We start from the raw sequence: 23,296 nt of genomic DNA on the forward strand, positions 1-23,296 counted from the left end.
GTGGACGTTATTTTTCGTAGTGTAGTCGGAAAGCTATGGATGACGATTATTGCTTTATTTGCTCTCGTCTTGACGATCTTCAGTTTGTTGCTCGTTCAATCCTTTGACAGCTTTTATAGCAATCGGCAGTCCAAGAATTTGCATGATCTGGCAGACGGTATCGCAGTCGGTTTGGCGCAAAGTCCAGATATGACAGCCGCTATGGAGATGGCTTCCAGGTTTGGCTTGGTCCATCATACGGGCATGATCATTCTAGATGAAAAAGGAAAGCAAGTCGGTATGAGCGAAGGGGCTGGGCTTCCTCGTATTCCAGTAGATCTTTTGCTCCAAAATCCTGCATTGGGTTTGACTGATGCGCTGGCAGGCAAGCATCCTGCAACCAAAACCATATATATTGATATGAATAAATCCGTTGACCGCACAAGTAACAAGCATGAACTTCTTGCAGTTGCTGTTCCTTTAGAAATGGCAGCAGGGAAAACGGGCGCAGTGGTCATGTATCAGGCGATTGAAGATTTTGATGATACGGTTAGGGAAGTCAGATTTTTAATCTTTGTGGTTGGCGTCATCGGATTTGTCTCTACCACAGTATTCGCCTTTTTCCTCTCATCGCGTATCGCGACTCCATTACGACAGATGAAAGAAACGGCGCATCGCATTGCGGAAGGGGACTTTCATGCTGAAATCCCAATCAGGACCCAAGACGAGACTGGTGAACTGGCGGCTTCGTTTAACACGATGGCAAGCAAGCTTAATCAGTTAGTCGATGCACTGTCCAAAGAGAAGGAGCAGCTGGCGAGCGTTCTTAGAAGCATGGTAGATGGTGTTGTGATGATAGATGCGAACGGTAAGCTGGCCGTAACGAATCCGCCAGCGGAACGATTTTTGCGAGATTGGGATTTCGAGCATTCGGATGAGCCTGTGCCGCTGTTCCCGTTCTATCAGCAGGTTTTGCAAACCGGACAGGAAGTGACAGAGGATATCCCTGTTCAAGGGCGGATATGGTCTGTTGTCATGGTACCTTTGAACGATAAGGATCAAATCCGTGGAGCGGTTGCAGTTCTTCGAGACATCACGCAGGAGCGTAAGCTGGATAAGATGCGTAATGATTTCGTGGCGAACGTATCCCATGAGTTACGAACACCTCTGTCCATGCTGCAAGGGTACAGTGAAGCGATTGTGGATGATATCGTAGCGACACCGGAAGAGCATAAGGAATTGGCTAAGATTATCTATGACGAGTCAGCGCGCATGACCAAGCTGGTGAATGAATTGCTTAGCCTGGCACGGATGGAAGCAGGGCATGTTGAATTGTTCCAGGAGACGATGGAACTGCGCCCGTATTTGGAGCGTATTCAACGTAAATTCACCAATCTGGCGAGAGAACGCGAAATCCATCTCTTCCTTGAAATATCGACGACGCATACCCATGTGCTCATTGATCCTGATCGCATGGAGCAAGTGCTAACGAACTTGATCGATAATGCGCTGCGACATACGCCAAGTGGGGGAAGCGTCACCATTCGGGCTCGCGGGGATAAAACATTGCTGGTTGAGATCAGCGATACAGGCAGTGGCATTCCGCAAGAAGATTTGCCGTTTGTTTTTGAGCGATTCTATAAAGCTGACAAGGCTCGTACACGTGGACGACTTGGAGGGACTGGTCTTGGACTAGCCATTGCAAAAAACCTAGTCGAGGCACATGGGGGCACCATAAGTGTGCAAAGTAAACTGGGTGAGGGAACGACTTTTACAATCGCCTTGATGCTGCATAAAAACAAATAGGAGTGTAGAGAGAAATGATCAAAACGATCTTATTTGATGTTGACGGGGTTATGTTGAGTGAAGAGCGATACTTTGATGCTTCTGCATTGACAGTGTGGGAATTTTTGTACAGTCCGCAGTATGTAGGGCTTGCAGGCGAGGAATTCACACCTTCTCCAGAAGAAGCGCAAATCAGACGAGTGCGCGAGCAAGTTTTTGCTCATGATGAAGTGCTAAACTTTATCAAGTCACGTGGAATCAACTCTAACTGGGACATGGTTTTCCTCGCGTTTTCCTATCAGTTGATTCGTTTGATTGAAGTGGTTAAAACGCAAGTTCCAGAAGCAACGAGCCTTCTTGTCGAACAAATTGATCGACCGCAACTGGCAAAAGTGAAAGAGTGGGCTGCCACGTATGCGCCTGATTTCCAAGTAGACTACGCAGCGTTCACCGCTGATTTTGCCAAAGGTTCTGCACAAAAAGCAGAAATGCTGCTCTACTTGAATCAGATTGCAAAAGAGCGTTGCAGTATTGCAACAGAAATGTTCTCTCGCAATAGTGATCTATGGCAGTTGATTCAAAAGACGTTTCAAGAATGGTATCTCGGTGACGAACGTGTGGCGGCATCGATTGGGCGTGAGACCATGCAGCCAGGCAAGAAGGGCTTCTTGGCAGACGAGATTCCGATTGTACCACCTGCAGAAATGGTCGAGTTGTTCCGCACGTTAAAAGAAAAAGGATACACACTGGGAATTGGAACAGGGCGTCCTACCATTGAGACGCATGTTCCCCTCAGTGAGATGAACATACTGGAATGGTTTGACCCGAACCGTGTCGTAACTGCCTCTCACGTACTCGATGCGGAAGAAGCATTTCCTAGCTTTGCGCCGATGTCCAAGCCACACCCTTATTGCTATGTAAAAGGGTTGCTCGGACTCGATGCACCGATTAGCGATGCTGTCCATTTTTCACTACCAATCGAAAATGGAGAAGAGGTGCTGATCGTAGGCGATTCACTCGCTGATTATCTAGCGGCTCGCTCAATCGGTTGCAAGTTTGCAGCGACATTGACTGGATTGTCTGGTCAAGATGCGCGCAGCAAGTTTGAAGAGGAAAAAGCAGATTTTATTCTCGATGATGTGCGCGATATCCTTTCCATTCTGTAGATAAAAAAACTCCGCCGTATGTAGAAACGGCGGAGTTTTTTTTATTCCCAACTAATCGATTGCAAGCATTTGAAGCGAAAGGCATGAATCAAAAAGGATTCAATCATGTTAAGACGGACGATTACTTCGAAGGAACCATCCTCTCGTGAATAAAACAGGACATCTGTATAGTCTTTGTTCCCTTCAAAATAACGACGAACCTCTTTGACACGAGCTCGCATGGACTCAGATTTTACGACAATATGGTAGGTAGCATCTTGCTGTGAAATTTGTTCCTTGATCTCGATTTCCTCTTGATTATAGGTGTAATGGAACAAGAGTGATTCCTCCTCACCAAATAAAATAGCGTAGATAAACGTAGACATGAGCAATCAAGATAGACAGGATCATTAACGGGAAGGCGATCTTCATAAAGCTGAAAAAGCCGATGTGATGTCCTTCCTTTGCAGCCAAGCCAGCCACAATCACGTTGGCACTAGCCCCAATCAAAGTACCGTTACCACCTAAACACGCCCCGAGTGCAAGGCTCCACCAAAGCGGCTCCAAATTGGTGATCCCGAGGGAGCCCATTTCCTTGATCATCGGAATCATGGTGGCAACGAATGGGATGTTGTCAACGAAGGCAGAGGCGATTGCGCTCAACCAGAGAATTAACAGGGAGGTTTTCATTGAATCTCCACCTGTCAGTTTCATCGCTTCATTGGCGAGTTTTGCAATCACACCAGTTTCAACTAAACCGGAGACAAGAACAAATAGACCAATGAAGAAAAAGATCGTATTCCATTCCACTTTGCTTATCGCATCTTCTAGATAGTGTTCTCCTGTTAGCAGAAGTAAGAGAAAAGCACCTGTCAGAGCGATCGTGGCCGATTCTAAATGAAGCGCTCCGTGCAGCATGAAGCCTAGAATCGTCAGCGCCATGACGGTTAAGGATTTTTTCAGTAAACGGCTGTCGGTAATCTCATCACGCTCATTTAACTGCATGATTTTTGCACTCAACTCAGGGGATGTTACTAACTGCTTACGGTATATCAGGACCAAGCAAACGACGGTGACAGCCAAAATCACGACGATAATTGGGCTCAAATTTACGAGAAACTTCATAAAATCAAGCTCCGGTACAGAACTGCCAATCATGATATTCGGCGGATCACCGATCAACGTAGCGGTTCCTCCGGCATTGGAGGCGATAATTTCACTGATTAAAAAAGGAATCGGATTAAGCTGGAGCTGGCGAGCGATGCTAAACGTCACAGGTACGATGAGAAGTACAGTAGTAACGTTGTCCAAAAAGGCGGAAGCAACGGCCGTGATCAAGCTTAGGTAGACGAGGATACGAATCGGTTTGCCCTTTGCGACCTTTGCTGCACGGATGGCTACATACTTGAAAACACCGGTCTGCGCGGTAATGGCTACCAAGATCATCATCCCAATCAGTAGGCCGAGCGTGTTGAAGTCGATATGGTGAATTGCTTGTTCCTGTGTAACGATACCGAACAAGACCATGAGAATTCCGCCGGACATGGCGACAATGGTTCGATGTAACTTTTCGCTAATAATAAATGCATAGGTAACTAAAAAGATACCAATAGCGAATAATGCCTGGTTCGTCATAAGAAGCTCCTTCCTTGGTGTACAGAATTATCTTGTCCCATTATAGCTCTAACCAAAATCAGGGTAAAGAAAAAGACCCGGCAGAAGGCCAGGTCTATTCTCTATGGAAGGAACCTACAGCTCGATTTGTGTAACGCTTTTCACTTCTGCCAGCTCGCCCATCGTATCGAGAAGCTCTGGCGTCAATGGTTTGTCGACAGAGAGCATCATGATCGCGTCTCCACCGATATCACGGCGTCCTACCTGCATCGTTGCGATGTTCACGCTGTTTTCACCCAAGATAGAACCGACACGTCCGATCACACCTGGACGGTCATTATGGTGAATGTAGAGCAGATAGCCCTCAGGCGCTACGTCAATCGCAAAGTCGTCAATTTTCACAATACGTGCACCGTAACCATTGAGTCGCGTTCCAGCCACTGTGCGTGTCTCTTGCGTCGTTTTTAAGCTAACAGTCAGTAAGTTCGTAAAGCCCTTGTTCTGTGCTGTCTTCTGCTCCGTTACGGTGATGTCACGCACCTTTGCTAGAATCGGGGCGTTCACATAGTTGACTTCCTCGCCTAGACGGAAGGACAGTACACCTTTGAGGACTGTGCGCGTCAGAGGGGACGTGTCTACATCCGTCAATTCACCACTATATTTAATGGAAATTTCCGAAATGGAACCTACTGTCACTTGGGCAAGGAAATGGCCCAGCTTTTCACCCAACGTAAAGTACGGTTGGACTTTTTCCATCACGTGCGCAGGAATTGAAGGCAAATTCACGGCGTTTTTGAATGGCTCGTTACGAAGAACCTTCAGGATTTCTTCCGATACGTCTACGGCCACGTTTTCCTGTGCTTCAATGGTCGAAGCTCCCAGATGTGGTGTCGTTACCACTTGAGGCAGACCGACGAGAGGGTTGTCTACAGGTGGTTCTTCTTCGAAAACGTCCAGAGCTGCCCCCGCGACTTTTCCAGCGGTAATCGCCTCATAGAGAGCCTTCTCGTCAATGATTCCCCCGCGAGCGCAGTTGATCAAGCGAACGCCATCCTTCATTTTCGCGAATTCACGCGTGCTGATGATATGACGGGTTTCTTTTGTCAGCGGAGTATGGACGGTAATGAAATCTGCTTGTCGGCAAATTTCATCCACAGTTGCGTTCGTTACACCCATTTTTTGCGCACGTTCCTCGGTCATGAAAGGATCGAAGCCCATGACGGTCATGCCAAATGCTTTCGCACGCTTCGCAACCTCAGAACCGATACGACCCATACCAATGACTCCGAGTACTTTGTTGTTCAACTCAACCCCTTGGAAGCTTTTGCGATCCCATGTACCGTCTACTAGCTTCTTGTGAGCTTGAGGGATGTTACGAGCGACAGCCATCAGCATGGCAAACGAATGCTCTGCGGTAGAGATGGTGTTGCCGTCCGGAGCGTTGATGACCGGAATACCTGCTTGGGTGGCAGCGTTGATATCAATGTTATCGACCCCAACACCTGCGCGACCGACAGCCTTTAGCCTTTTTCCGGCAGAAAGGACTTCTGCTGTTACTTGGGTTTGGCTGCGTACGAGGAGTGCATCGTAGTCGCCAATCACATCGAACAGTTCGGCAGGGGAGAGGTTTGTTTGACGAACAACTTCTACATCAGAAGCGTCCAAGAGCTGTTGAATTCCAAATTCGCTAAGTGGGTCAGTAATGAGTACTTTATACATGTGCGATGAGCACCTCCTGAGCAGCTTTTACACCAGCACCCAGTTCAACTGGAGCACCGATTTGGTGAAGCGACAATTCAATCGCAGAAATGACTTGCAGGACATCCAATGGCTCACAATAGCCCATGTGCCCGATGCGGAAGATCTTGCCTTTCAGGTGCTGCTGGCCTCCAGCAATCGTGATATTGAATTGCTGCGTTAACATTTTGCGGAGAGCTTCTGCATGAAAGACACCCTCAGGATCGCAAGAAGTAACGGTCGTCGATGCGTACTGATCTTCTGCCATCAGTTTTATGTTTAATGCCCTCATCGCTGCGCGAGTCATGTCTCTCATTAGTTCATGGCGCTTTACGATAGCTGGTAAGCCTTCTTCCTCCATGATATCCAATACCTCGGCGAGACCGAAAATGAGGGATACAGCAGGCGTATACGGTGTTGTTTGCTCGGCCAAGCTCTTGCGGTATGCTTTCAAGTCCAAATAGAAGGCGAGCGATTTGTTTTGCTCAATCACTTGCCATGCGCGTTCACTCGCAGCGAGGAAGGCAAGGCCTGTTGGCAGCATGAAAGCTTTTTGCGAGCCAGTTACTACGATATCGACACCCCAAGCGTCCATTTCGCATGGAACCGCACCAAGGTTACTTACCGCATCCACAATGAAGAGGGCGTCCGAATGCGTGCGGATTGCTTTCGCCAAGTCGGCAATCGGATTTTCTACCCCAGTGGATGTTTCACAGTACGTAGCGAATACGGCTTTTATTTGTGGCTTTTTTTGCAGGAATGTTTCAATCAGCTCAGGTGTAACCGCCTTGCCCCAAGGCACTTCCACGCGATGGGCGATGATACCGTAACGCTCGCAAATTTTTGCAAAGCGCTCACCAAATGCACCGCTGACGAGGACGGCAGCTTCATCGCCTGGTTGAAGCGTGTTTACGACGCCCATCTCCAGTGCACTCGTTCCGCTACCTGCCAAGATGTATACGTCCTGCTTGGTGCCAAAGTAAGGCTTCAGTCTTTCAGCAGTACGGGCGAAAAGAGCGGAAAATTTGCCGCTGCGGTGTCCAATCATCGGTTGGTTCATCGCCGTTTGGACACGTGGTGGAATAGGGGTAGGGCCAGGGATTCTCAAAATCATTTTGTCTGCAAACATGGTTCTCTCCTCCTAAATAAGTGCATATCAAAAAAACCTCCCGTTCTCACACTGCTCCTATTACAGAACAGTGAGGGACGAGAGGCTTTGCTTCGCGGTGCCACCCTCATTCGCTCCTTTTTTCTCAAAAAAGAGCCTTGGTAGGTACATGACCTAAAAGAGATAACGGTTCTACCGTTTGCGTCTACTTGGATGGTGAATCCATTTTCAACGCAGCAGCTCTGAAGTGCTTAACCGTGGGAGAAATCGCCGATTCGCAGCAACCATCGGCTCTCTGGGGATTTCTCGATCACAGCGTTTCTTCGTCATCGCTGTTGTTTTATAAGGTGTTTCGTAAGATTTGTACTTACGATATCACGTCAAAATAACACCGTCAAGAAGAAAAACGAGAAAAAATGAACATTAATTATTTTATATCGGTTATCGTTCGTGAATAATACTCTATTTCATCCTTTAAACACTATGAAAACGACCAAAACACGAACGTTAAGATGTTGACATCACAAAAAATGGAAAAAACACATTTTAATGTTCGGATTTTGCTGTTGCTATTATCTTATCGAAAAATGACAAAAGAAAGAACGGGAAGTTGTCGATCATTCGTTCAGTGGAGGAGAGGGAGGCATAAGTGAGGCATAATGAAAAACCTCTTACATACCGAAGTACGTAAGAGGTTTCTTCCATTAGTAGATGGAATACTATTCCACTTTAATAGAGTCGGTCGGGCATCCTTCAGCAGCATCACGAACATCGTCATGCAGGATATCCGGGATTTCAACGCTGTTAGCATTGTCATCCAACTTGTTGAACGCAAGGCCCTCATCGTCGTAATCAAAGACGTCAGGAGCCGTGGCGCCACAAGCACCGCAAGCAATACAAGTATCTTTATCTACCCATGTAGTCATCGTGGTTTCACCTCCCATACCGAAGTGGTACGTCCACTATCATAGATCATTGTATGCTCTTGGTGACAAGATTTCAAGATTGAATCAGTCTAAAAATGTACGACTACTTATAAAGAGGGATTTCAGGTGCCCTTAGCACGGAGTAGAGCTGTGTATTCAAGCGTTTAAAATCTCCCGCAGATACTGCATCTGTTGCGTTCAAAATCTTCACGGCAGCGGCTAGATCCTTGATTCCGAGTGCCTGAACTTCGTTGGATGCAATGAGCAAATCAAGTCTTGCAGTCAAGTCTTCAGGACTATAGCTGCTCCATTGATTGCTTTTTGACATGGCAACAGCTGCGAGATAGGTGCGGTAATGGAACGGATACTGCTTCCACTGTGCGGTGTTAACGGTTCCAGGTAATTGCTTCGGCATGGCTTGCTTCACTACATAAGCTGATTCCCAAGAAGCAATGGAGTGATACACCATTTCCTGTGCGGTTAGCCAGTTATTTTGGAAAAGCGTCAGGCTAGCTCCAATGGAAGCAGGCGTAGCTTTATTTTGATCGGAACGAATCTGCTCCATACTATCCAAATACGCCCGTACACTGTTCGTAAAGGTGGCGTGAGCTTGTCTCAGCATGGGGGACGTCGGCAAGGGAACGTTTTTCTCCAGCTCTTTCCTTGTCTGGTCAGCTAAATTGCTGAGCTGCTTCAAGCCTTCGGTCCGTTCACTTTCGTTCATTTGATTCCATTTATCCATCGTATCAAAATGTGCTTGCTTCAGATCAAGCAGCGGTGCATAAACGGCATAGTAAAATCGGATAAAGTCCTGTTCGTTGTACAGCTTTTGCTCACGCAGCAGTTTTTCTTTTTCGGCTTCCTTTTTCTCAGCTTCGAGTACGGCGGCTTGTTCCGACTCCAATTGTGTCTTCATATAATGGGCCCCGAAAAAAAATCCACCAACTGTGCAAGCAAGTGTTATGATGATCATGTACGCCATCATAAATTCAGTTCTTTTCAATCGTTTTGTCATACTATCCTCCAAATACAATGATGCAGTTTACTTCGCTTCTTTAGAGCTTTGAAAAATATAGAATGATGTAAGGAGTACCAATGAACAGTCGGAACAGTGCGGCAGAGGAGCAGGACCTCTTATGTGCGGTCGCCTTGAATGCCATGTTGCCTCTGGCCAATGAACGAACGCTGCAATCAGCCTACTACATACTGCGTGGCAGAAAAGCCAATCAGACACTGCAAGATGTGCATTTGTATACCCTTTATCCGTATTATCGGATGTTTTCCCGTTTTCCAAGAGAGGATTGGGAGAAAATAGTTTCAACTTTATTTCAGGCGGGCTGGATTTTACCTGTTGATGCAGTTGGAACGAACGCAAAGCCGACCTTTACCTTTTCTGATACAGGATTGCAGCATGCCAAACATATGTACCAAAAATATCGGTTTGATGTATGGTTCGCACCTTTTACCCAGTCTGATTTAGCGGAGCGAATCGAACCATTTTGGAATAGACTTCATCTTATGGTGCAGACGATCTCACAAATGCATTATGGTGATCTCGGTTTCATTCCTGTCGTTTCGGACAAGCCAGCACAGCGTTGGGTAAAAAACCAATTATCTGATGGGACATTGCGAAATGCTTGGAAACAGCAATTGTCTGACGAGCTATATCGATTATGGGAGCCCTTGGATGAAGGTGTGCAGGAGCTTTTGTTTTGTCAACTGTCAGGAGTAGGACAAGTTGGCAAGACCATGGGGCAAGTAGCAGAGATTCGCCAAACGAGTCGTAGCTATCTCATTCTGCAATTTCGATACGGGCTAGCCGCGTCGATTCAGACGTTGCTTGCAGAGAGCAATCATTATCCTCTTTTATCAAAACTGGTTACAGAATCCCACAAGCTTGATCCACGTCTCACCGAAAGTGCTGCCCGAACGTACGCAATGCTTCAGACTGGCTGTGACAAAAAGGAAATAGCGAAGAGACGACAAATGAAAGAAAGTACAATAGAAGATCATTTGGTAGAGATTGCCTTGCGCTGTCCGGAATGGGATATGACAACGTATTTACCGAATGAGCTGGCAAAAGAGATCATGGAAACGAGTCAGCGACTCGATACAAGCAGACTCCGGCTCATCAAGGATCAATTGGAAGCAACAGTAACGTATTTGCAGATCCGATTGGCATTGGCACGAGCGACGAGGGGGGCAAAATGAATAAACAGCTCATGTACGACAGATTAAAGCTGCATTTTGGATATGACTCGTTCCGCCCCGGTCAGGAGCCGATTATTGAACGTTTGCTACATGGACGAAGTGTTCTCGGGCTATTAGCAACAGGTGGTGGGAAATCAGTGACGTATCAGCTGCCAGCAATGCTTTTGCCGGGTCTGACCGTCGTGGTTTCCCCATTGATCTCCTTGATGGTCGATCAGGTGCAGCAGCTTCGAGCCCGAAAAAAAATTCCGGCTACCTATTTGAACAGCATGCAAGATCCGACAGAGTCCCGCGAAATTTTGAAAGGGATCTCGGAAGGTGCGTATAAGCTGTTGTATATTTCTCCAGAAAAGCTTCAACAGACCTATGTCCAACAAGTGTTAAAGCGAGCGAGGGTGTCCCTGATCGCAATTGATGAAGCGCATTGCATCTCGCAATGGGGACATGACTTTCGCACAGATTACTTGCGATTGCCTGAAGTCGTGAAACAATTGGGAGCACCTCCTGTTCTGGCTGTGACGGCGACTGCGACGGCGTCTGTTCGCGAGGAAATTTGCAACTTATTTTCCATTAAAAAGGAAGATGTTGTGTTGCAGTCCCTCAATCGGGCAAATATCGCCTATGATCTGGTTGAAGTTGGGGAGGAAACAGACAGGCGTTCGTATGTATTTGATCAGATCGATCGTTTACAGGGACCAGGGATCGTTTACTGCAGCACGCGACAAGCAGTCGATGTGTTAGCAGCCTCTTATCAACTCGACGGGAAAAAACGTGTTCACGGTTACCACGGGGGCATGAACAGCATGGAACGAATGCTGATCCAATCCCAATTTCTCGCAGGAGAGCTGGATGTTATTATTGCAACCAATGCATTTGGTATGGGAATCGACAAGCCAGATATTCGCTACGTTATCCATTATCAAATGCCAGCCAGTTTGGAGGCATACGCACAAGAAATCGGGCGGATCGGCCGTGACGGCAAGCCCGGGTATGCGCTGCTTTTATTTTCATGGGACGATTTGCAGATTCATCAGCACATGCTGGAGAAGGAGTACCCGACACAAGCGCAAGTTCAAAAATACGAGCAGTTGTGCAATACAGGAGTACCTTTGACGAACGAAGCCTTGGCGATGATGGATATATCCGAAGAGATGGGCGCACTCCTTGCCTTTTATACGGAAAGAGTGCTGGGCTTATACGAAGCTGCTGCTGCGGGAGAGTCGTATCCAAAGGCTCCTATCATTTGGCAGGAAACGGAAAAGAGAAAAAGCTTTAAGCAAAAAAAGCTGGCAGAAATGGTATCTTACGTAAGAGGGGACAACTGTTTGCGTGCGAGCATCAATACGTATTTCAAAGAGATGGATCATCAATTCGATCTGTACTGCTGTAAGAATTGCGGCCTAACTATGGATGCGTATTTCCAAACGAATGACCATGCAATCGCAAAGAATGAACAAATCAAATGGAATTTGCGGCAGGCGTTAGACACTCTTTTGCCGAACAAATAAAGGAGAGAAACATCGAGTGAGGGAAGATCGGCTAGAGGTGGATGAAGCCACTCTTCGGCTGAATCTATGGTTGACACAAGGAATCGTGATGGGAGTGGCTGCTGCCGGTAGCTTTTTAGTGCTGGGCTGGGATGCTACTCTGTCCTTGTTTACTTTGCCAGGCTGGAATGCCCTACTGTGGGCCGTGTTTGTAGCCGCAGGTATTATCATCGCGAGTATAGTGATGGATCGTTACTTGCCAAAGCGATGGCAGGATGATGACCGTATCAATGAAAAAGTTTTTGGCTCTATGTTACCATCCACCACGATTCTCGTCTGTATGGTAGTAGGGGTGGGAGAGGAATGGCTATTCCGTGGAGTCATTCAATCCCTTACCGGGAACTTTTGGAGCAGTCTTATTTTTACACTGATCCACGTCCGTTATTTGAAAAAACCGCTCATGATCATAAGTGTATTTGGTACAAGCTTGGTCTTGGGGCTCTTGTTTTCCCATTATCAGTCCCTTTGGCCCTCGATTGTGGCTCATATCCTTATTGACGTCATGTTAGCATTTTATCTACAAAAAACAATCAAGAAAAAGGGGGAGGAAGAGTGAATCTTGAGCATAATCCATTACCACCCCGACGCTCCCGTCATACTCGCCCTAAAGCGTCGTTCTCGTTTAAAAAGTGGATTCAACCGGGATTGTACTTGTTTGGATTCGTCTTTTTCGGGTTGATTGGTTTTGAGTTGTACAGGGCCAATATCCCACATGAGTCAGCAGCTTCTGGTAGTGTTGAAGTGAAACATGTTGAAGGGAAGGGAGTTAGCAAAAGCATTACCACCTCGCATGGGAGCAAGGCAGGAGAAAAGGAGCCTGCATCCGTCGTTCTTACTCCTACGCTTGATTCCAATGCAAGTGTGACCACCCCTCCTGACAAAGCGAAAACGATCGAATCAAAGCCGGTTGAACCGATGGTGAAGCCGACAACAAGCGTACAGACAGCTGTTGTAAGCCCAGTTCCAGCCAAAACTTCGACTGGTACAACTGTAAGCAGGACAAACCAGATCACGAGTACTTCTCCTAGCACAGTAGCTGCACCGGGAAAACCAGCTTCAACACCACCTGTAACAAAATCAAAGATCGTCAAGCATGTGGTGAAGAAGGGCGAAACGTTGTTTATGCTGTCCCGAAAGTACTATGGAAATAACTCGAACGTAAGACGAATCGCAAAATACAACGGGCTTCATTCAGAAGCAGGGCTCGTCGAAGGAAGAGTTGTTTTGGTTCCACTCGTTCAGTAATGAGATCGTGCTCCACTGGTCATGCTATCGGGAAAAGGATAAGTAGGTGGATGCAAGTGGAGTATGATACAGTCATTGTCGGCGGCGGGATTGCAGGGCTTCAAACTGCCATTCAACTTGCAAGATGCCTTCGACGCGTTGCAGTCATTGACATGCCAGGTGGTCGATCAACAATCGCCAAAGCCTACCGAAATATCCTCGGATTTTCGGAAGGGGTTAGTGGCGATTTTTTGCGTCATGCGGGCAAGGAGCAAGCACAAAAATACGGAGCAATCTTGATAACAGATGAGGTAACCAAGCTTTCAACCGACCCAAGCGGCTTATTTTCGATAGGTACAAAAAGTGGCATACATACGCTTACTTCGCGAACGCTGGTTTTGGCAACCGGCATACGTGATCCGTTCCCAGCCATCCCTGGCTTCTCCGATTGTGTAGGGATATCGATTTTCTTGTGTCCCGACTGTGACGGCTATGAAACAGTTGACAAAGCCACGGCAATCATTGGATCGGGCCCACACGCTGTTTCGATGGCAGACGAACTTATTTATTATACAAACAGGTTAACAGTTATTAACCATGCAGAAGTGCAGGTGGATAGGCAGGTTGTCTCTGAACTGAGCAAGCGAGGGATTATGTATCGGGGGGAAAAAGTATGTGCTCTTCATCATACGACGGGGCAATTGCAAGAAATCGAGCTCTCTTCAGGTGAACAGTTGTCTGTAGAAAGAGCATTTCTTGCTTTTCCTGGTGCTCATGCATTGACAGAGCTTTTACGTGGTTTTTCCGTGCAAATTCATGAAAAAGGCCACATCCAAACGAACCCGCGAACAAAAGAAACGGATCATCCCAACATCTGGGCTGTTGGCGATATCAATGAGCATTCTCAGCAAGTGTCGATTGCCATGGGAGATGGGACACAGGCGGCCATTTGGATTCAAAAGCGGCTGCGTGAATGGGAGATGTAGAAAAACGCCTGATTCTGGGCGTTTTTTCATGTACAAACCTCTATGAACGAGAAGGAACCCGAACTAGCAGAACCAAATATAAATACAGAAGAAGAACAATAAAGGGAACTTTTCCTGGGAAAGCGCAGGAAGTGAGTGGATTCGACATCGGCAGGCGTATGCTGCGTAGGTGTCATGGTAGCTTTGTTCCAGTAACTAAATGTGATATGATAGGACTACCCCGTATTTTCCAGTCCATCAAAAAATGGATGAATGCCAACAGGTATTCGCCGGAGAATGTGGAGAACTCTTACAGGCTTACCATCATATTTTGTAGTACGACTGGATGGCGAGGAGGGACAGTCATGCGTGTTGAACGCCTTGGTCAAGATAAAATACGAATCTTTTTAACTTTTGACGACCTCTCAGAGCGCGGGATAGAAAAAGAAGACATGTGGCGTGACATTCCTAAAGTTCATGAACTGTTCAACGACATGATGGAACAGGCTTATCACGAATTAGGGTTTGAGGTATCTGGGCCTGTTGCAGTTGAAGTGTTCGCCTTGCCAGCTCAGGGAATGGTCGTAATCGTAACGCGTGGCAAGACGGGCTCAAAGGACGGAAAAGAGGAAGAATTCGAAGACGAGGATGTATACGAGCTAGAGGTAACATTGGAAGAAAGCGATTTGATCATGTATGCCTTCCGGGACTTTGAGCATATGGTTGAAGCCGCCCACCGCATTAACGCCCTTTTGACCAATGGCGGAGCTGCCTACTTCTACCAGGGGAAATATCATCTGGTGCTGGAGGAAGTCGACTTGGATCAGGAGCGTTATCACAAGCTAATTGCGATCCTCTCTGAGTACGGAGAAGCGACGCCGATAACGATTTATGTGTTGGAAGAATACGGGAAAGTGATCGTTGCCGACGATGCTGTAAAAGAAATATGCAGGCATTTCACGTAATCAAAAAGAAATGTCTGGGAATATAAAACAGCACCTAGTCAACCAACTAGGTGCTGTTGCTGTCTGTATCGATTATGCTAGGCCGTCAAAAAAATCAGCCTCTTTACCTTGAAGGGTATAGTTCGGAAGGCTGTGCCAAGCCAAGATGTAATGATTGTTTGGCGGAACAGAATCGTGCTCGCCTTTTGTTACACCTGGAAACACGCGCTCGACTGATAAGTGCTGTGTTTTGTGTGCCCGCAAGGCATCAGCTACTTTCGGCATATATTCAGGTGCGTGAATGATCGTCGTAATGCTCTCGATTGGATCTGTAAAGGGTGGCTTCATCGTACCAAATCCTTCGTCGGATGAGCGAGTCGCATAATAAAGCTTTCGCACACCCGTTTCTGGGCCTAAAGAAAGGACAGCCTGGGTGGTAGCATGACTAATCGCCAAATGGTCAGGATGTCCGGAGATGCCATGCGGTGCAAACGTGACGACGATTTCCGGTTGGATCCGGTGAATAGCCTGGTGGATACGAGTAACGAGCTCATCTACGGGCACTGTGTTTAGGAACTTATCCTGATATTCCCAGACGTCTACCTGATCGAATCCAAGTATGGCACAAGCGTCGCGAAGCTCCTGCTCGCGAAATCGGGGGAGTTCTTCCGGTGTGCACAACGGTGGTTCGCCAGCTTTTCCTGCTTGCCCTTTTGTTGCACATAATAGATGTGTGCTGGCCATTTTGGTCTCACTATATTTGGAAATGGAAATCCCACAAGCAAACGTTTCGTCATCGGGATGGGCAAAGATAAACAAAATAGACTTTTTTTTCATAAAAACACCTCCATGAATAAACTTCCACATTACCTTTTCCATTATGGCATAAATTCACTAATCCTGTAATGAAAGAAACAAGTTTGGGGACAATAGAAGCATGGCTGGACGTGCATTTGAAGCTACTGCTACAAAACGGCGTCTGTAAAAGCGATTTCAAAATGGATGGTAAATAATTGAATGATTATGCAAAACAAGGCACGAAAACGTTTTCGAAATGGAAAAAAAACATTTTTAAGCTTCTCATAAATGATACAAGCGTGTATACTAAAGGCGGCATTGACCGAAAACATTTTTGAGGTGGTAAGTAATGGGTAATCAAGACGTGGTAACCGAAAGCACCGAAGGGAAAGAAAAGCAAGAATCATTGAACTTGCTCCATTCAACTCAAACGGTGATCAAGGAAGCACTGGAGAAACTAGGTTACCAAGAATCGATGTTTGAACTCTTGAAGGAACCGCTACGCGTTTTGACTGTACGTATTCCGGTTCGCATGGATAATGGCGAAGTAAAGGTATTTACGGGCTATCGTGCACAGCACAACGATGCAGTAGGTCCGACCAAGGGGGGCATTCGTTTCCACCCGGAAGTTACTGAGGATGAAGTTAAAGCACTTTCTATCTGGATGAGCCTCAAAGCAGGTATCGTCGATCTGCCATATGGCGGTGGTAAAGGCGGTATCATTTGCGACCCGCGTGAAATGTCCTTCCGCGAACTGGAAAGACTGAGCCGCGGTTACGTTCGCGCAATCAGCCAGCTTGTGGGCCCTACTAAAGATATTCCGGCTCCGGATGTCTTTACGAACTCACAGATCATGGCGTGGATGATGGACGAATATAGCCGTATCCGTGAATTTGACTCGCCTGGTTTCATTACGGGTAAACCAATTGCGCTGGGTGGTTCCCATGGCCGCGAAACAGCTACTGCAAAAGGTGTAACCATTTGCATCCGTGAAGCAGCGAAGCGTCGTAACATCGATGTAAAAGGTGCTCGCGTAGTTGTACAAGGCTTTGGTAACGCTGGTAGTTACTTGGCAAAATTCATGCATGATGCAGGCGCTAAAGTCGTAGGTATCTCTGATGCATACGGTGCGCTGCATGATCCAAACGGTTTGGATATCGACTACTTGTTGGATCGTCGTGATTCCTTTGGTACAGTGACAAAACTGTTCAACAACACGATTACCAACAAAGAGCTTCTTGAACTGGAATGCGACATTTTGGTTCCGGCAGCGATCGAAAACCAAATCACAGCTGCAAACGCTCACAACATCAAGGCGTCAATCGTAGTAGAAGCGGCAAATGGCCCAACTACTTTGGAAGCAACTAAGATTTTGACTGAGCGTGGAATTCTTCTGGTTCCAGACGTACTTGCTAGTGCTGGTGGTGTGACTGTTTCCTACTTCGAGTGGGTACAAAACAACCAAGGCTACTACTGGTCTGAGGAAGAAGTAGAAGAGAAGTTGGAAAAAGTAATGGTTCGTTCGTTTGAAAATGTATACTCCATGTCTCAAACTCGTCGCATTGACATGCGTCTGTCTGCTTACATGGTTGGTGCCCGCAAGATGGCTGAGGCTTCTCGCTTCCGCGGTTGGGTATAATTTTTCAAACAACCCTCCATATATTGAGAAAACATGGCTCCGCCGTTTTGGCGGGGCCTTTTTTATTGGTTGCTTGAGATGTGACTGTAGTGGAGAGAAGAATATTTCCAGGCTAGGCTCCAGGCTCCGTCCTGCTGAGGGTTGAGACTGTCCGCTCCGAAGGGATTCGCGGGGAAACGCAAAAGTGGTAGCCGCTACGTCGCGAAGGCACGGTTGCGTTTCTTTTGCCCGCGAATCCCTTCGGAGCTCGGTAGGACTCCACAAGTCGCTACGCCTGGAAATATTCTTCTCTATCGTAACTGATCACATTCTTCAATCTTTTAAGTCATTTAAAACTCGTTAAACATGGAAAGCTCGTAGAGGAAACAGGAGAAAACAGCGAAGATCTTTGGTACACCGACCCAGACGTAATGCAAAAAGCGAAACATGCTCTTAAGCGTCCACCTCTGAAACACATCCCGAAGGGACTACTTTGGACGCGGTTTCGCTTTTTGCATGGAGGCGGGCAGTCAATCTCACAGCGGGTGGCCCTAGAATCTGAGCGTTTTCTCCTGTTTCCTCTCCACCACAACAGCACCGTTCAAGTTATATTTTTAAGAAAAAAAAGCCTCCTGAAAAACTAGGAGGCTTACGTCATATGATTTACTGGTCGAACAACAGCTGCAGCTCTTTGAAAGTCCGTGTTTTTTGCAGCGTTACAATTAACTTGAGACGAGCCTTTTGCCCATTTAAGCCATTGGAGAAGATAATGCCCATCTCTTTTAGCTTACGGCCTCCACCTTCATAGTCATAGATATCCTGCACCTGACCATTGTAGCAGCGGGAGACGAGGACAATCGGTACGCCTTTGTCCAGTAACTGCTGCAGGGTAGGGATGATTGCGGGTGGAAGATTTCCCAATCCAAACGCCTCTACGACGAGTCCATCAATTTGCTGCTCCAATAAAAACTGTAGCCAAGAAGGCTCCATGCCAGCAACTGCCTTGATCAACGGGACATTCGCATCAGCATGAGTAATGGCATAATGCTCGCGATCCAATGGGGCGTGGTGGTATTGCACGCTTTTTTTCGCAATGGTTCCAATCGGTCCGTATTGTGGCGACTGGAAGGTAGCGACATTGCTCGTGTGTGTTTTCGTTACGTGACGTGCCGCGTGAATTTCGTCATTAAAAACAACGATAACCCCTTTGTTCAAACTGTCGGAATCTGCGGCTGCACGAACGGAAGAAATGAGATTGACTGGACCGTCAGCTCCGAGCTCATTACTGCTGCGCATGGCTCCGGTTACGACAATCGGGACGTTGACCGACAAAGTCAGATCCAGGAAGTATGCGGTCTCCTCCAATGTATCAGTCCCATGGGTAATGACAATGCCATCATAATGATCTTGTTCAAAGGCTTCCTCAATATCGAGACGCAGCTGATTCATGATCGCAGGAGTCATATGAGGGCTAGGTAGGTTGAGTACATTTTTCATGGTGACATCCGCGTGTTTTTCTAAAAAAGGAAGGATTTTGTTGACTGCTTGATCATCCAATGGCTTTACGCCTTCTGAGTCATCGACAGACATGGCAATTGTACCGCCTGTGTTCACTACCAAAATTTTTTTTGTCATGATCTCTCTCCTGTAGCGGGTTTTCATCAACCATTATTCATGGTACGATGAATGATAGTCTTGTGTAAAGGAGTAATAAAAGATGATTGCTTTGATCGGCGCGGCAGTTGCCCCCGGTATCGCCATCTTAAGTTACTTTTACCTGCGTGACAGTCTCGAACCGGAGCCGATTTCAATGGTCATCCGGTCGTTTATCTTTGGTATGCTGCTGGTTGTACCGATTATGGTACTACAGTACATCATGCAGAATGAATGGAACTGGCGGGATGGCATTGTCGCGGAAGTTTTCCAATCCGCTGTCGTGGAAGAATTTTTTAAATGGATGGTCATCTATTTTACGGTTTATAAACATTTCGAATTTGATGAGCCATACGATGGAATTGTTTATGCGGTTGCGGTGTCACTTGGTTTTGCTACGTTGGAGAATTTGTTTTACCTCATTATCAATGGAACAGATATCGCCATCTGGCGTGCCTTTCTACCCGTATCCAGCCATGCGCTGTTTGCGGTGTGGATGGGCTATTATCTCGGACGGGCTAAGTTTTCCAAGGACGCCAAACATGAACGGCTTTTTTTATGGATGTCGATTACCTTGCCGATCGGCTTGCATGCTTTGTACAACTTGATTTTTTTGGCGGTCCAAAACTGGTTGGTAGTGATTGTGCCATTCATGCTTGTGTTGTGGTGGCAGGGCTTAAAAAAGGTACAAAGAGCACACGATTTCGGTTCTAAAAATCTCTCTTCACGTCCACAATAGACGGTAAGGAGGAGACGTGCGTGCTAAAAACCGATCGAGCAAAAGTGACAATTCAATGCAATGTATGTGGAGAAAAGTTTACACTGCGTGGTCATCGAGAACCTGGAGGGCAAATAGAAACAGGGTTCAAGCAGTGCCTGTGTGATAACGACAAGCATTTTCGGATTGATGAGTCCTGATCTTTTCCATCCCAACTAAAAAAGCGTGACGAATCCAAGTGGGCCGATGCAAATAGCATCGGTCTTTTTCTATATCCAGATTTACATGCATAATCCACTCTTCCTCCACCAACACTATGCAAAGATTTCAATACATGCCAAGGAGGATTCAGCCGTGCGTACAATCTGGATCGCAGGTGTGTTGGTGATGTTGGTGGCAGCGGGCTTGAGTGGATACAAGGCTGTCTGGAAGGAAAAGAATGTAGCTGCCGTACAAGAGGAGCAGTTGGCTGCACCTGCAGCAAAGGATAAGACGGTTAAAACCAAGGCCAGCTTCCATCCTTCACGAGTCTCTGACAATGATTTAAAAATCATGGCGAATGCTGTTTACGGGGAGTCAAGAGGAGAGCCGTTTGAAGGGCAAGTTGCTGTCGCTGCCGTTATATTGAACCGAGTCAAGAGCCCTACGTTTCCTGATACGCCCTCGGCTGTGATTTTCGAACCACGTGCTTTTACAGCAGTTGCTGATGGTCAAATATGGCTTACACCGAATGAAAGTGCGACGAAAGCAGTGAAGAATGCACTAAACGGCTGGGATCCGACGGGAGGCTGCACGTACTACTTTAATCCGGATACAGCAACATCCGGTTGGATTTGGACCAGGCCGCAGGTGAAAAAGATCGGGAAGCATATCTTTTGCAGATAAAGGATGCATAATCAAAGGAGGAGTGGCAAGGGATGGTATATGGAGCAACAGCACGCGTGTTATTTCCCGTTGCCCTAGTTGCCTTAATAGGCGCTGGCGTGTGGGGATATCAGGAGCATAATGAGAAGAACTCAGTCTTGATTAAAGCGGAAAACTCATACCAACGGGCTTTCCATGATCTCACTTATCATGTGGACAAGCTGCACGATGAGCTTGGCAAATCGCTGGTGGTCAACTCGCGTAGACAAATGACTCCTATCTTGACGAGTGTTTGGCGCCTTTCCTATGCGGCACAAGCGGATGTCGGACAACTGCCATTGACCTTGATGGCATTTAACAAAACAGAAGAAATGCTGTCGAGGGTTGCGGATTTTTCCTATCGTGTCGCTGTGCGTGACCTCGACAAGCAGCCATTGAGTCAGAATGAATACAAGACATTGAAGAGCCTTCACACCCAGGCAAAGGAAATCCAGGATGAGCTGCGCAAGGTACAAACCGTCGCGATGGACAAACAATTGAGATGGATGGATGTCGAGACGGCTTTGGCCTCCAATAAAAACAAAGAGGACAATTCCATCATTGACGGATTCCAAACCATTGAGAAAAAAGTGCAGGAATACCCTGATTTAGACTGGGGCGTCGGAATACAGAGTCTCGATAAGAAAAAGCAGCAGCGAATCAAAGGGATCGATGGCAAACCAGCTACAAAAGAGGAAGCAGAGAAGAGTGCACTATCGTTTCTCGGGTTGAAGCCAGGAGATGCGAAAGTAGAAGTAAACGATAATGGCAAGGGGCAGGAATATTCGGCGTATAGCGTACATGTCACGCCAAATGGGCACAAGACTGGCATTAACCTCGATGTTACCAAACGCGGTGGAAAAGTCGTTTGGATGATGAACGAGCGTGGAATTGGCGAGGAAAAGCTGGACATGAAGCAGGCGGAAGAAAAAGGTAGAGTGTTCTTGCAGAACCATGGATTTGACAATATGCAGGTCTCTGAGATTGACAGCTACGACCGCAACGCACTCTTTACGTTCGTGCCAGTTCAGGATGGCGTCAGAATTTATCCGGACGGGGTGGTCGTTGAGATTGCGTTGGACAACGGAGAGGTTACTGCCTATAATTCGACGGAGTATCTGTTTAATCACAAAAAGAGAATTCTCTCCAAGCCCCGCCTCTCGAAAGAAGAAGCAAGGAAAAAAGTCAATCCGAGTGTAAAAGTGACGGATCAGCGACTTGCCCTAATCGAAGGGAAAAACGATGGAAAAGAAGTGCTGGCGTGGGAAATGACAGGCAGCTTTGAAGGGAATTCGTACATGGTCTACATCAATGCCTTGAATGGAGAAGAAGAAGAAGTTGTGAAAATGGAAACGGGATCGGGACAGAACGAAGGACAATAGTGTTAAAAAAATAGGGGGAAAGCTAGTTTTTTAGCGGCTTTCCCTATTTGCTGATTCGAAACAAAAGGGTATATAATGGAAAGGGTGATAGGAAGGGGAGGAACAATTACTTTATGATGCTTCCACGAATAGGACAAATAATAAGACTAAACTTCACGAGTTCCTCAGAAGAAACGGAGCTGCAAACCTTCAAAAGCCGTGTGGCTGATTTGAAGGAGGATGTAGCTTCTATCGAGTTGCCGACCAGCGAAAACACTGGACGAACTGGGGTGTTTCAACCAGGGACAGAATGCTTGGTTTGGTATGTTGGTGAGGATGGCTCACGCTATGAATTCCGCTCTACGATTGTCGGCAGACAAAACAATCACATTCCTGTTCTGCTTCTGCAACTGCCGGCTAAAGAGGAGATTGTGCGCACACAGCGACGAAACTACTTGAGAATTGACACCACAGTAGACATCGCAGTCAAACTGGATGATCCGATTCGCCGTTATCATTTTCTAGCACGAACGTTAGATATCAGTGGTGGTGGGCTGTCTTTTAGCTGTGAGGAAAGCTATCATTTAAAGGAAAAAGATAACTTGCACGTCTGGATTTCCCTTCCAAGTAAAAATGGACAGGTTCAACATGCTTTTGTTGTGATGGAAATTGTCAGACAAAAACCGGCGGAAGAAAAAGGTTTGCACCAATGGATTTCGGGTAAGTTCACCCAGATCAGTGAGCAAGATCGTGCAAAAGTGGTTAGAGCGTGTTACGAGAGACAGCTAGAGCTTCGCAAAAAAGGCGTTGTGGATTGACGCTTCATCAGAGGAAGTGACCCTATTGACCAGTCAGTACAACGATCGTTTTCGCAGCTTTTCCAAACGGGTAGAAAAAGGCATCATGATTGGAATTGTCGTATGTGCGATTATACTGACAATAGGTGAAGTCCTCATTCAGTACGTACCCGCAAGATTAGTATTAATCGAAACAGAACGCTTGGAAGGCGTGTCCAGAGAGCCCTAAAGGTTTGCGCATGCTTCCATACTATGGTACTATT

The 23,296-nt window shown here is 46.8% G+C and carries 23 protein-coding genes and 1 other annotated feature; of the genes, 15 read left to right on the top strand and 8 right to left on the bottom strand.

Going from position 1 to position 23,296, the window contains the following annotated elements; genetic code table 11:
* Both HPY31_RS01725 and HPY31_RS01730 read left to right on the top strand, forming a co-directional pair.
* Window positions 1–1,785, top strand: a complete 1,785-nt coding sequence (locus HPY31_RS01725) for an ATP-binding protein (protein ID WP_016739987.1) — start codon at window positions 1–3, stop codon at window positions 1,783–1,785.
* Between the two features lie 14 nt (window positions 1,786–1,799).
* Window positions 1,800–2,930 carry an HAD family hydrolase gene (locus HPY31_RS01730; RefSeq protein WP_172137913.1) on the top strand — a complete coding sequence of 377 codons (1,131 nt, stop codon included), beginning with the start codon at window positions 1,800–1,802 and terminating at the stop codon, window positions 2,928–2,930.
* 41 nt (window positions 2,931–2,971) lie between these two features.
* Here HPY31_RS01730 and HPY31_RS01735 read toward each other — a convergent pair whose 3' ends face one another.
* The 6 genes from HPY31_RS01735 to HPY31_RS01760 form a co-directional block, all read right to left on the bottom strand.
* Window positions 2,972–3,247: a hypothetical protein gene (locus tag HPY31_RS01735; RefSeq protein ID WP_253901641.1), complete on the bottom strand. Its 276-nt coding sequence runs from the start codon at window positions 3,245–3,247 to the stop codon at window positions 2,972–2,974.
* 13 nt (window positions 3,248–3,260) lie between these two features.
* The gene (locus HPY31_RS01740; protein ID WP_172137917.1) at window positions 3,261–4,544 is read right to left on the bottom strand and encodes an ArsB/NhaD family transporter; all 1,284 of its coding nucleotides are present in this window, start codon (window positions 4,542–4,544) and stop codon (window positions 3,261–3,263) included.
* A gap of 114 nt (window positions 4,545–4,658) precedes the next feature.
* On the bottom strand, window positions 4,659–6,242 hold the full coding sequence (gene serA / locus HPY31_RS01745) for a phosphoglycerate dehydrogenase (protein WP_172137919.1): 1,584 nt from the start codon (window positions 6,240–6,242) through the stop codon (window positions 4,659–4,661).
* Complete coding sequence (locus tag HPY31_RS01750; RefSeq protein WP_016739992.1) at window positions 6,235–7,389, bottom strand: pyridoxal-phosphate-dependent aminotransferase family protein; 1,155 nt, start codon at window positions 7,387–7,389, stop codon at window positions 6,235–6,237. The genes serA and HPY31_RS01750 overlap by 8 nt, the downstream gene beginning before the upstream one ends.
* 70 nt (window positions 7,390–7,459) lie before the next feature.
* Window positions 7,460–7,707: a binding site (T-box leader), on the bottom strand.
* 380 nt (window positions 7,708–8,087) lie between these two features.
* On the bottom strand, window positions 8,088–8,294 hold the full coding sequence (locus HPY31_RS01755; RefSeq protein WP_007724004.1) for a ferredoxin: 207 nt from the start codon (window positions 8,292–8,294) through the stop codon (window positions 8,088–8,090).
* 103 nt (window positions 8,295–8,397) lie between these two features.
* On the bottom strand, window positions 8,398–9,309 hold the full coding sequence (locus tag HPY31_RS01760; protein ID WP_172137921.1) for a hypothetical protein: 912 nt from the start codon (window positions 9,307–9,309) through the stop codon (window positions 8,398–8,400).
* An 80-nt stretch (window positions 9,310–9,389) separates the two neighbouring features.
* Between HPY31_RS01760 and HPY31_RS01765 the strand changes: the two genes are divergently transcribed.
* The 6 genes from HPY31_RS01765 to HPY31_RS01790 all read left to right on the top strand — a co-directional run bounded on the left by HPY31_RS01765 (window position 9,390) and on the right by HPY31_RS01790 (window position 15,206).
* A complete protein-coding gene (locus HPY31_RS01765) occupies window positions 9,390–10,505 on the top strand; it encodes a YpbB family protein (protein WP_172137923.1) in 1,116 nt (371 codons plus the stop codon).
* Complete coding sequence (locus tag HPY31_RS01770) at window positions 10,502–12,013, top strand: RecQ family ATP-dependent DNA helicase (RefSeq protein WP_172137925.1); 1,512 nt, start codon at window positions 10,502–10,504, stop codon at window positions 12,011–12,013. The genes HPY31_RS01765 and HPY31_RS01770 overlap by 4 nt, the downstream gene beginning before the upstream one ends.
* A 16-nt stretch (window positions 12,014–12,029) precedes the next feature.
* Window positions 12,030–12,608, top strand: coding sequence for a CPBP family intramembrane glutamic endopeptidase (locus tag HPY31_RS01775; RefSeq protein ID WP_172137927.1), 579 nt, complete (start codon window positions 12,030–12,032; stop codon window positions 12,606–12,608).
* The gene (locus HPY31_RS29120; protein ID WP_172137929.1) at window positions 12,605–13,297 is read left to right on the top strand and encodes a LysM peptidoglycan-binding domain-containing protein; all 693 of its coding nucleotides are present in this window, start codon (window positions 12,605–12,607) and stop codon (window positions 13,295–13,297) included. The genes HPY31_RS01775 and HPY31_RS29120 overlap by 4 nt, the downstream gene beginning before the upstream one ends.
* Before the next feature lie 50 nt (window positions 13,298–13,347).
* The gene (locus HPY31_RS01785; RefSeq protein WP_172137931.1) at window positions 13,348–14,262 is read left to right on the top strand and encodes an NAD(P)/FAD-dependent oxidoreductase; all 915 of its coding nucleotides are present in this window, start codon (window positions 13,348–13,350) and stop codon (window positions 14,260–14,262) included.
* A 344-nt stretch (window positions 14,263–14,606) separates the two neighbouring features.
* Window positions 14,607–15,206, top strand: coding sequence for a genetic competence negative regulator (locus HPY31_RS01790; protein ID WP_007723994.1), 600 nt, complete (start codon window positions 14,607–14,609; stop codon window positions 15,204–15,206).
* A gap of 72 nt (window positions 15,207–15,278) precedes the next feature.
* Here the strand turns inward: HPY31_RS01790 and HPY31_RS01795 are convergent, their stop codons facing one another.
* Window positions 15,279–16,022, bottom strand: a complete 744-nt coding sequence (locus HPY31_RS01795) for a PIG-L deacetylase family protein (RefSeq protein ID WP_172137933.1) — start codon at window positions 16,020–16,022, stop codon at window positions 15,279–15,281.
* Between the two features lie 310 nt (window positions 16,023–16,332).
* Here HPY31_RS01795 and HPY31_RS01800 point away from each other — a divergent pair, with 310 nt between their 5' ends.
* A complete protein-coding gene (locus HPY31_RS01800; protein WP_007723992.1) occupies window positions 16,333–17,622 on the top strand; it encodes a Glu/Leu/Phe/Val family dehydrogenase in 1,290 nt (429 codons plus the stop codon).
* 642 nt (window positions 17,623–18,264) lie between these two features.
* Here the strand turns inward: HPY31_RS01800 and HPY31_RS01805 are convergent.
* Entirely contained in the window at window positions 18,265–19,236 is a 972-nt protein-coding gene (locus tag HPY31_RS01805; RefSeq protein WP_172137935.1) for an asparaginase, read from the bottom strand.
* 82 nt (window positions 19,237–19,318) lie between these two features.
* On the opposite strand from HPY31_RS01805, the gene prsW reads away from it, so the two are divergent.
* The 6 genes from prsW to HPY31_RS01835 all read left to right on the top strand — a co-directional run bounded on the left by prsW (window position 19,319) and on the right by HPY31_RS01835 (window position 23,262).
* Window positions 19,319–19,993, top strand: a complete 675-nt coding sequence (prsW, locus tag HPY31_RS01810) for a glutamic-type intramembrane protease PrsW (RefSeq protein WP_012686123.1) — start codon at window positions 19,319–19,321, stop codon at window positions 19,991–19,993.
* Window positions 19,994–20,013: 20 nt separating this feature from the next.
* Window positions 20,014–20,172 (top strand): hypothetical protein, encoded by a 159-nt coding sequence (locus tag HPY31_RS01815; RefSeq protein ID WP_012686124.1) that lies wholly within the window; start codon window positions 20,014–20,016, stop codon window positions 20,170–20,172.
* A gap of 25 nt (window positions 20,173–20,197) precedes the next feature.
* Window positions 20,198–20,857, top strand: a complete 660-nt coding sequence (locus HPY31_RS01820) for a cell wall hydrolase (protein WP_172137937.1) — start codon at window positions 20,198–20,200, stop codon at window positions 20,855–20,857.
* A gap of 32 nt (window positions 20,858–20,889) precedes the next feature.
* Window positions 20,890–22,257 carry a germination protein YpeB gene (ypeB, locus tag HPY31_RS01825; RefSeq protein ID WP_172137939.1) on the top strand — a complete coding sequence of 456 codons (1,368 nt, stop codon included), beginning with the start codon at window positions 20,890–20,892 and terminating at the stop codon, window positions 22,255–22,257.
* A 113-nt stretch (window positions 22,258–22,370) separates the two neighbouring features.
* The gene (locus tag HPY31_RS01830; RefSeq protein WP_172137941.1) at window positions 22,371–23,054 is read left to right on the top strand and encodes a flagellar brake protein; all 684 of its coding nucleotides are present in this window, start codon (window positions 22,371–22,373) and stop codon (window positions 23,052–23,054) included.
* A 16-nt stretch (window positions 23,055–23,070) separates the two neighbouring features.
* Window positions 23,071–23,262, top strand: coding sequence for a hypothetical protein (locus HPY31_RS01835; RefSeq protein ID WP_371811656.1), 192 nt, complete (start codon window positions 23,071–23,073; stop codon window positions 23,260–23,262).
* The last annotated feature ends 34 nt before the right edge of the window (window positions 23,263–23,296 follow it).

Origin of the sequence: Brevibacillus sp. HB1.3 (genome assembly GCF_013186635.1) — a bacterium.
Taxonomy (GTDB): Bacteria; Bacillota; Bacilli; order Brevibacillales; family Brevibacillaceae; genus Brevibacillus; species Brevibacillus brevis_D.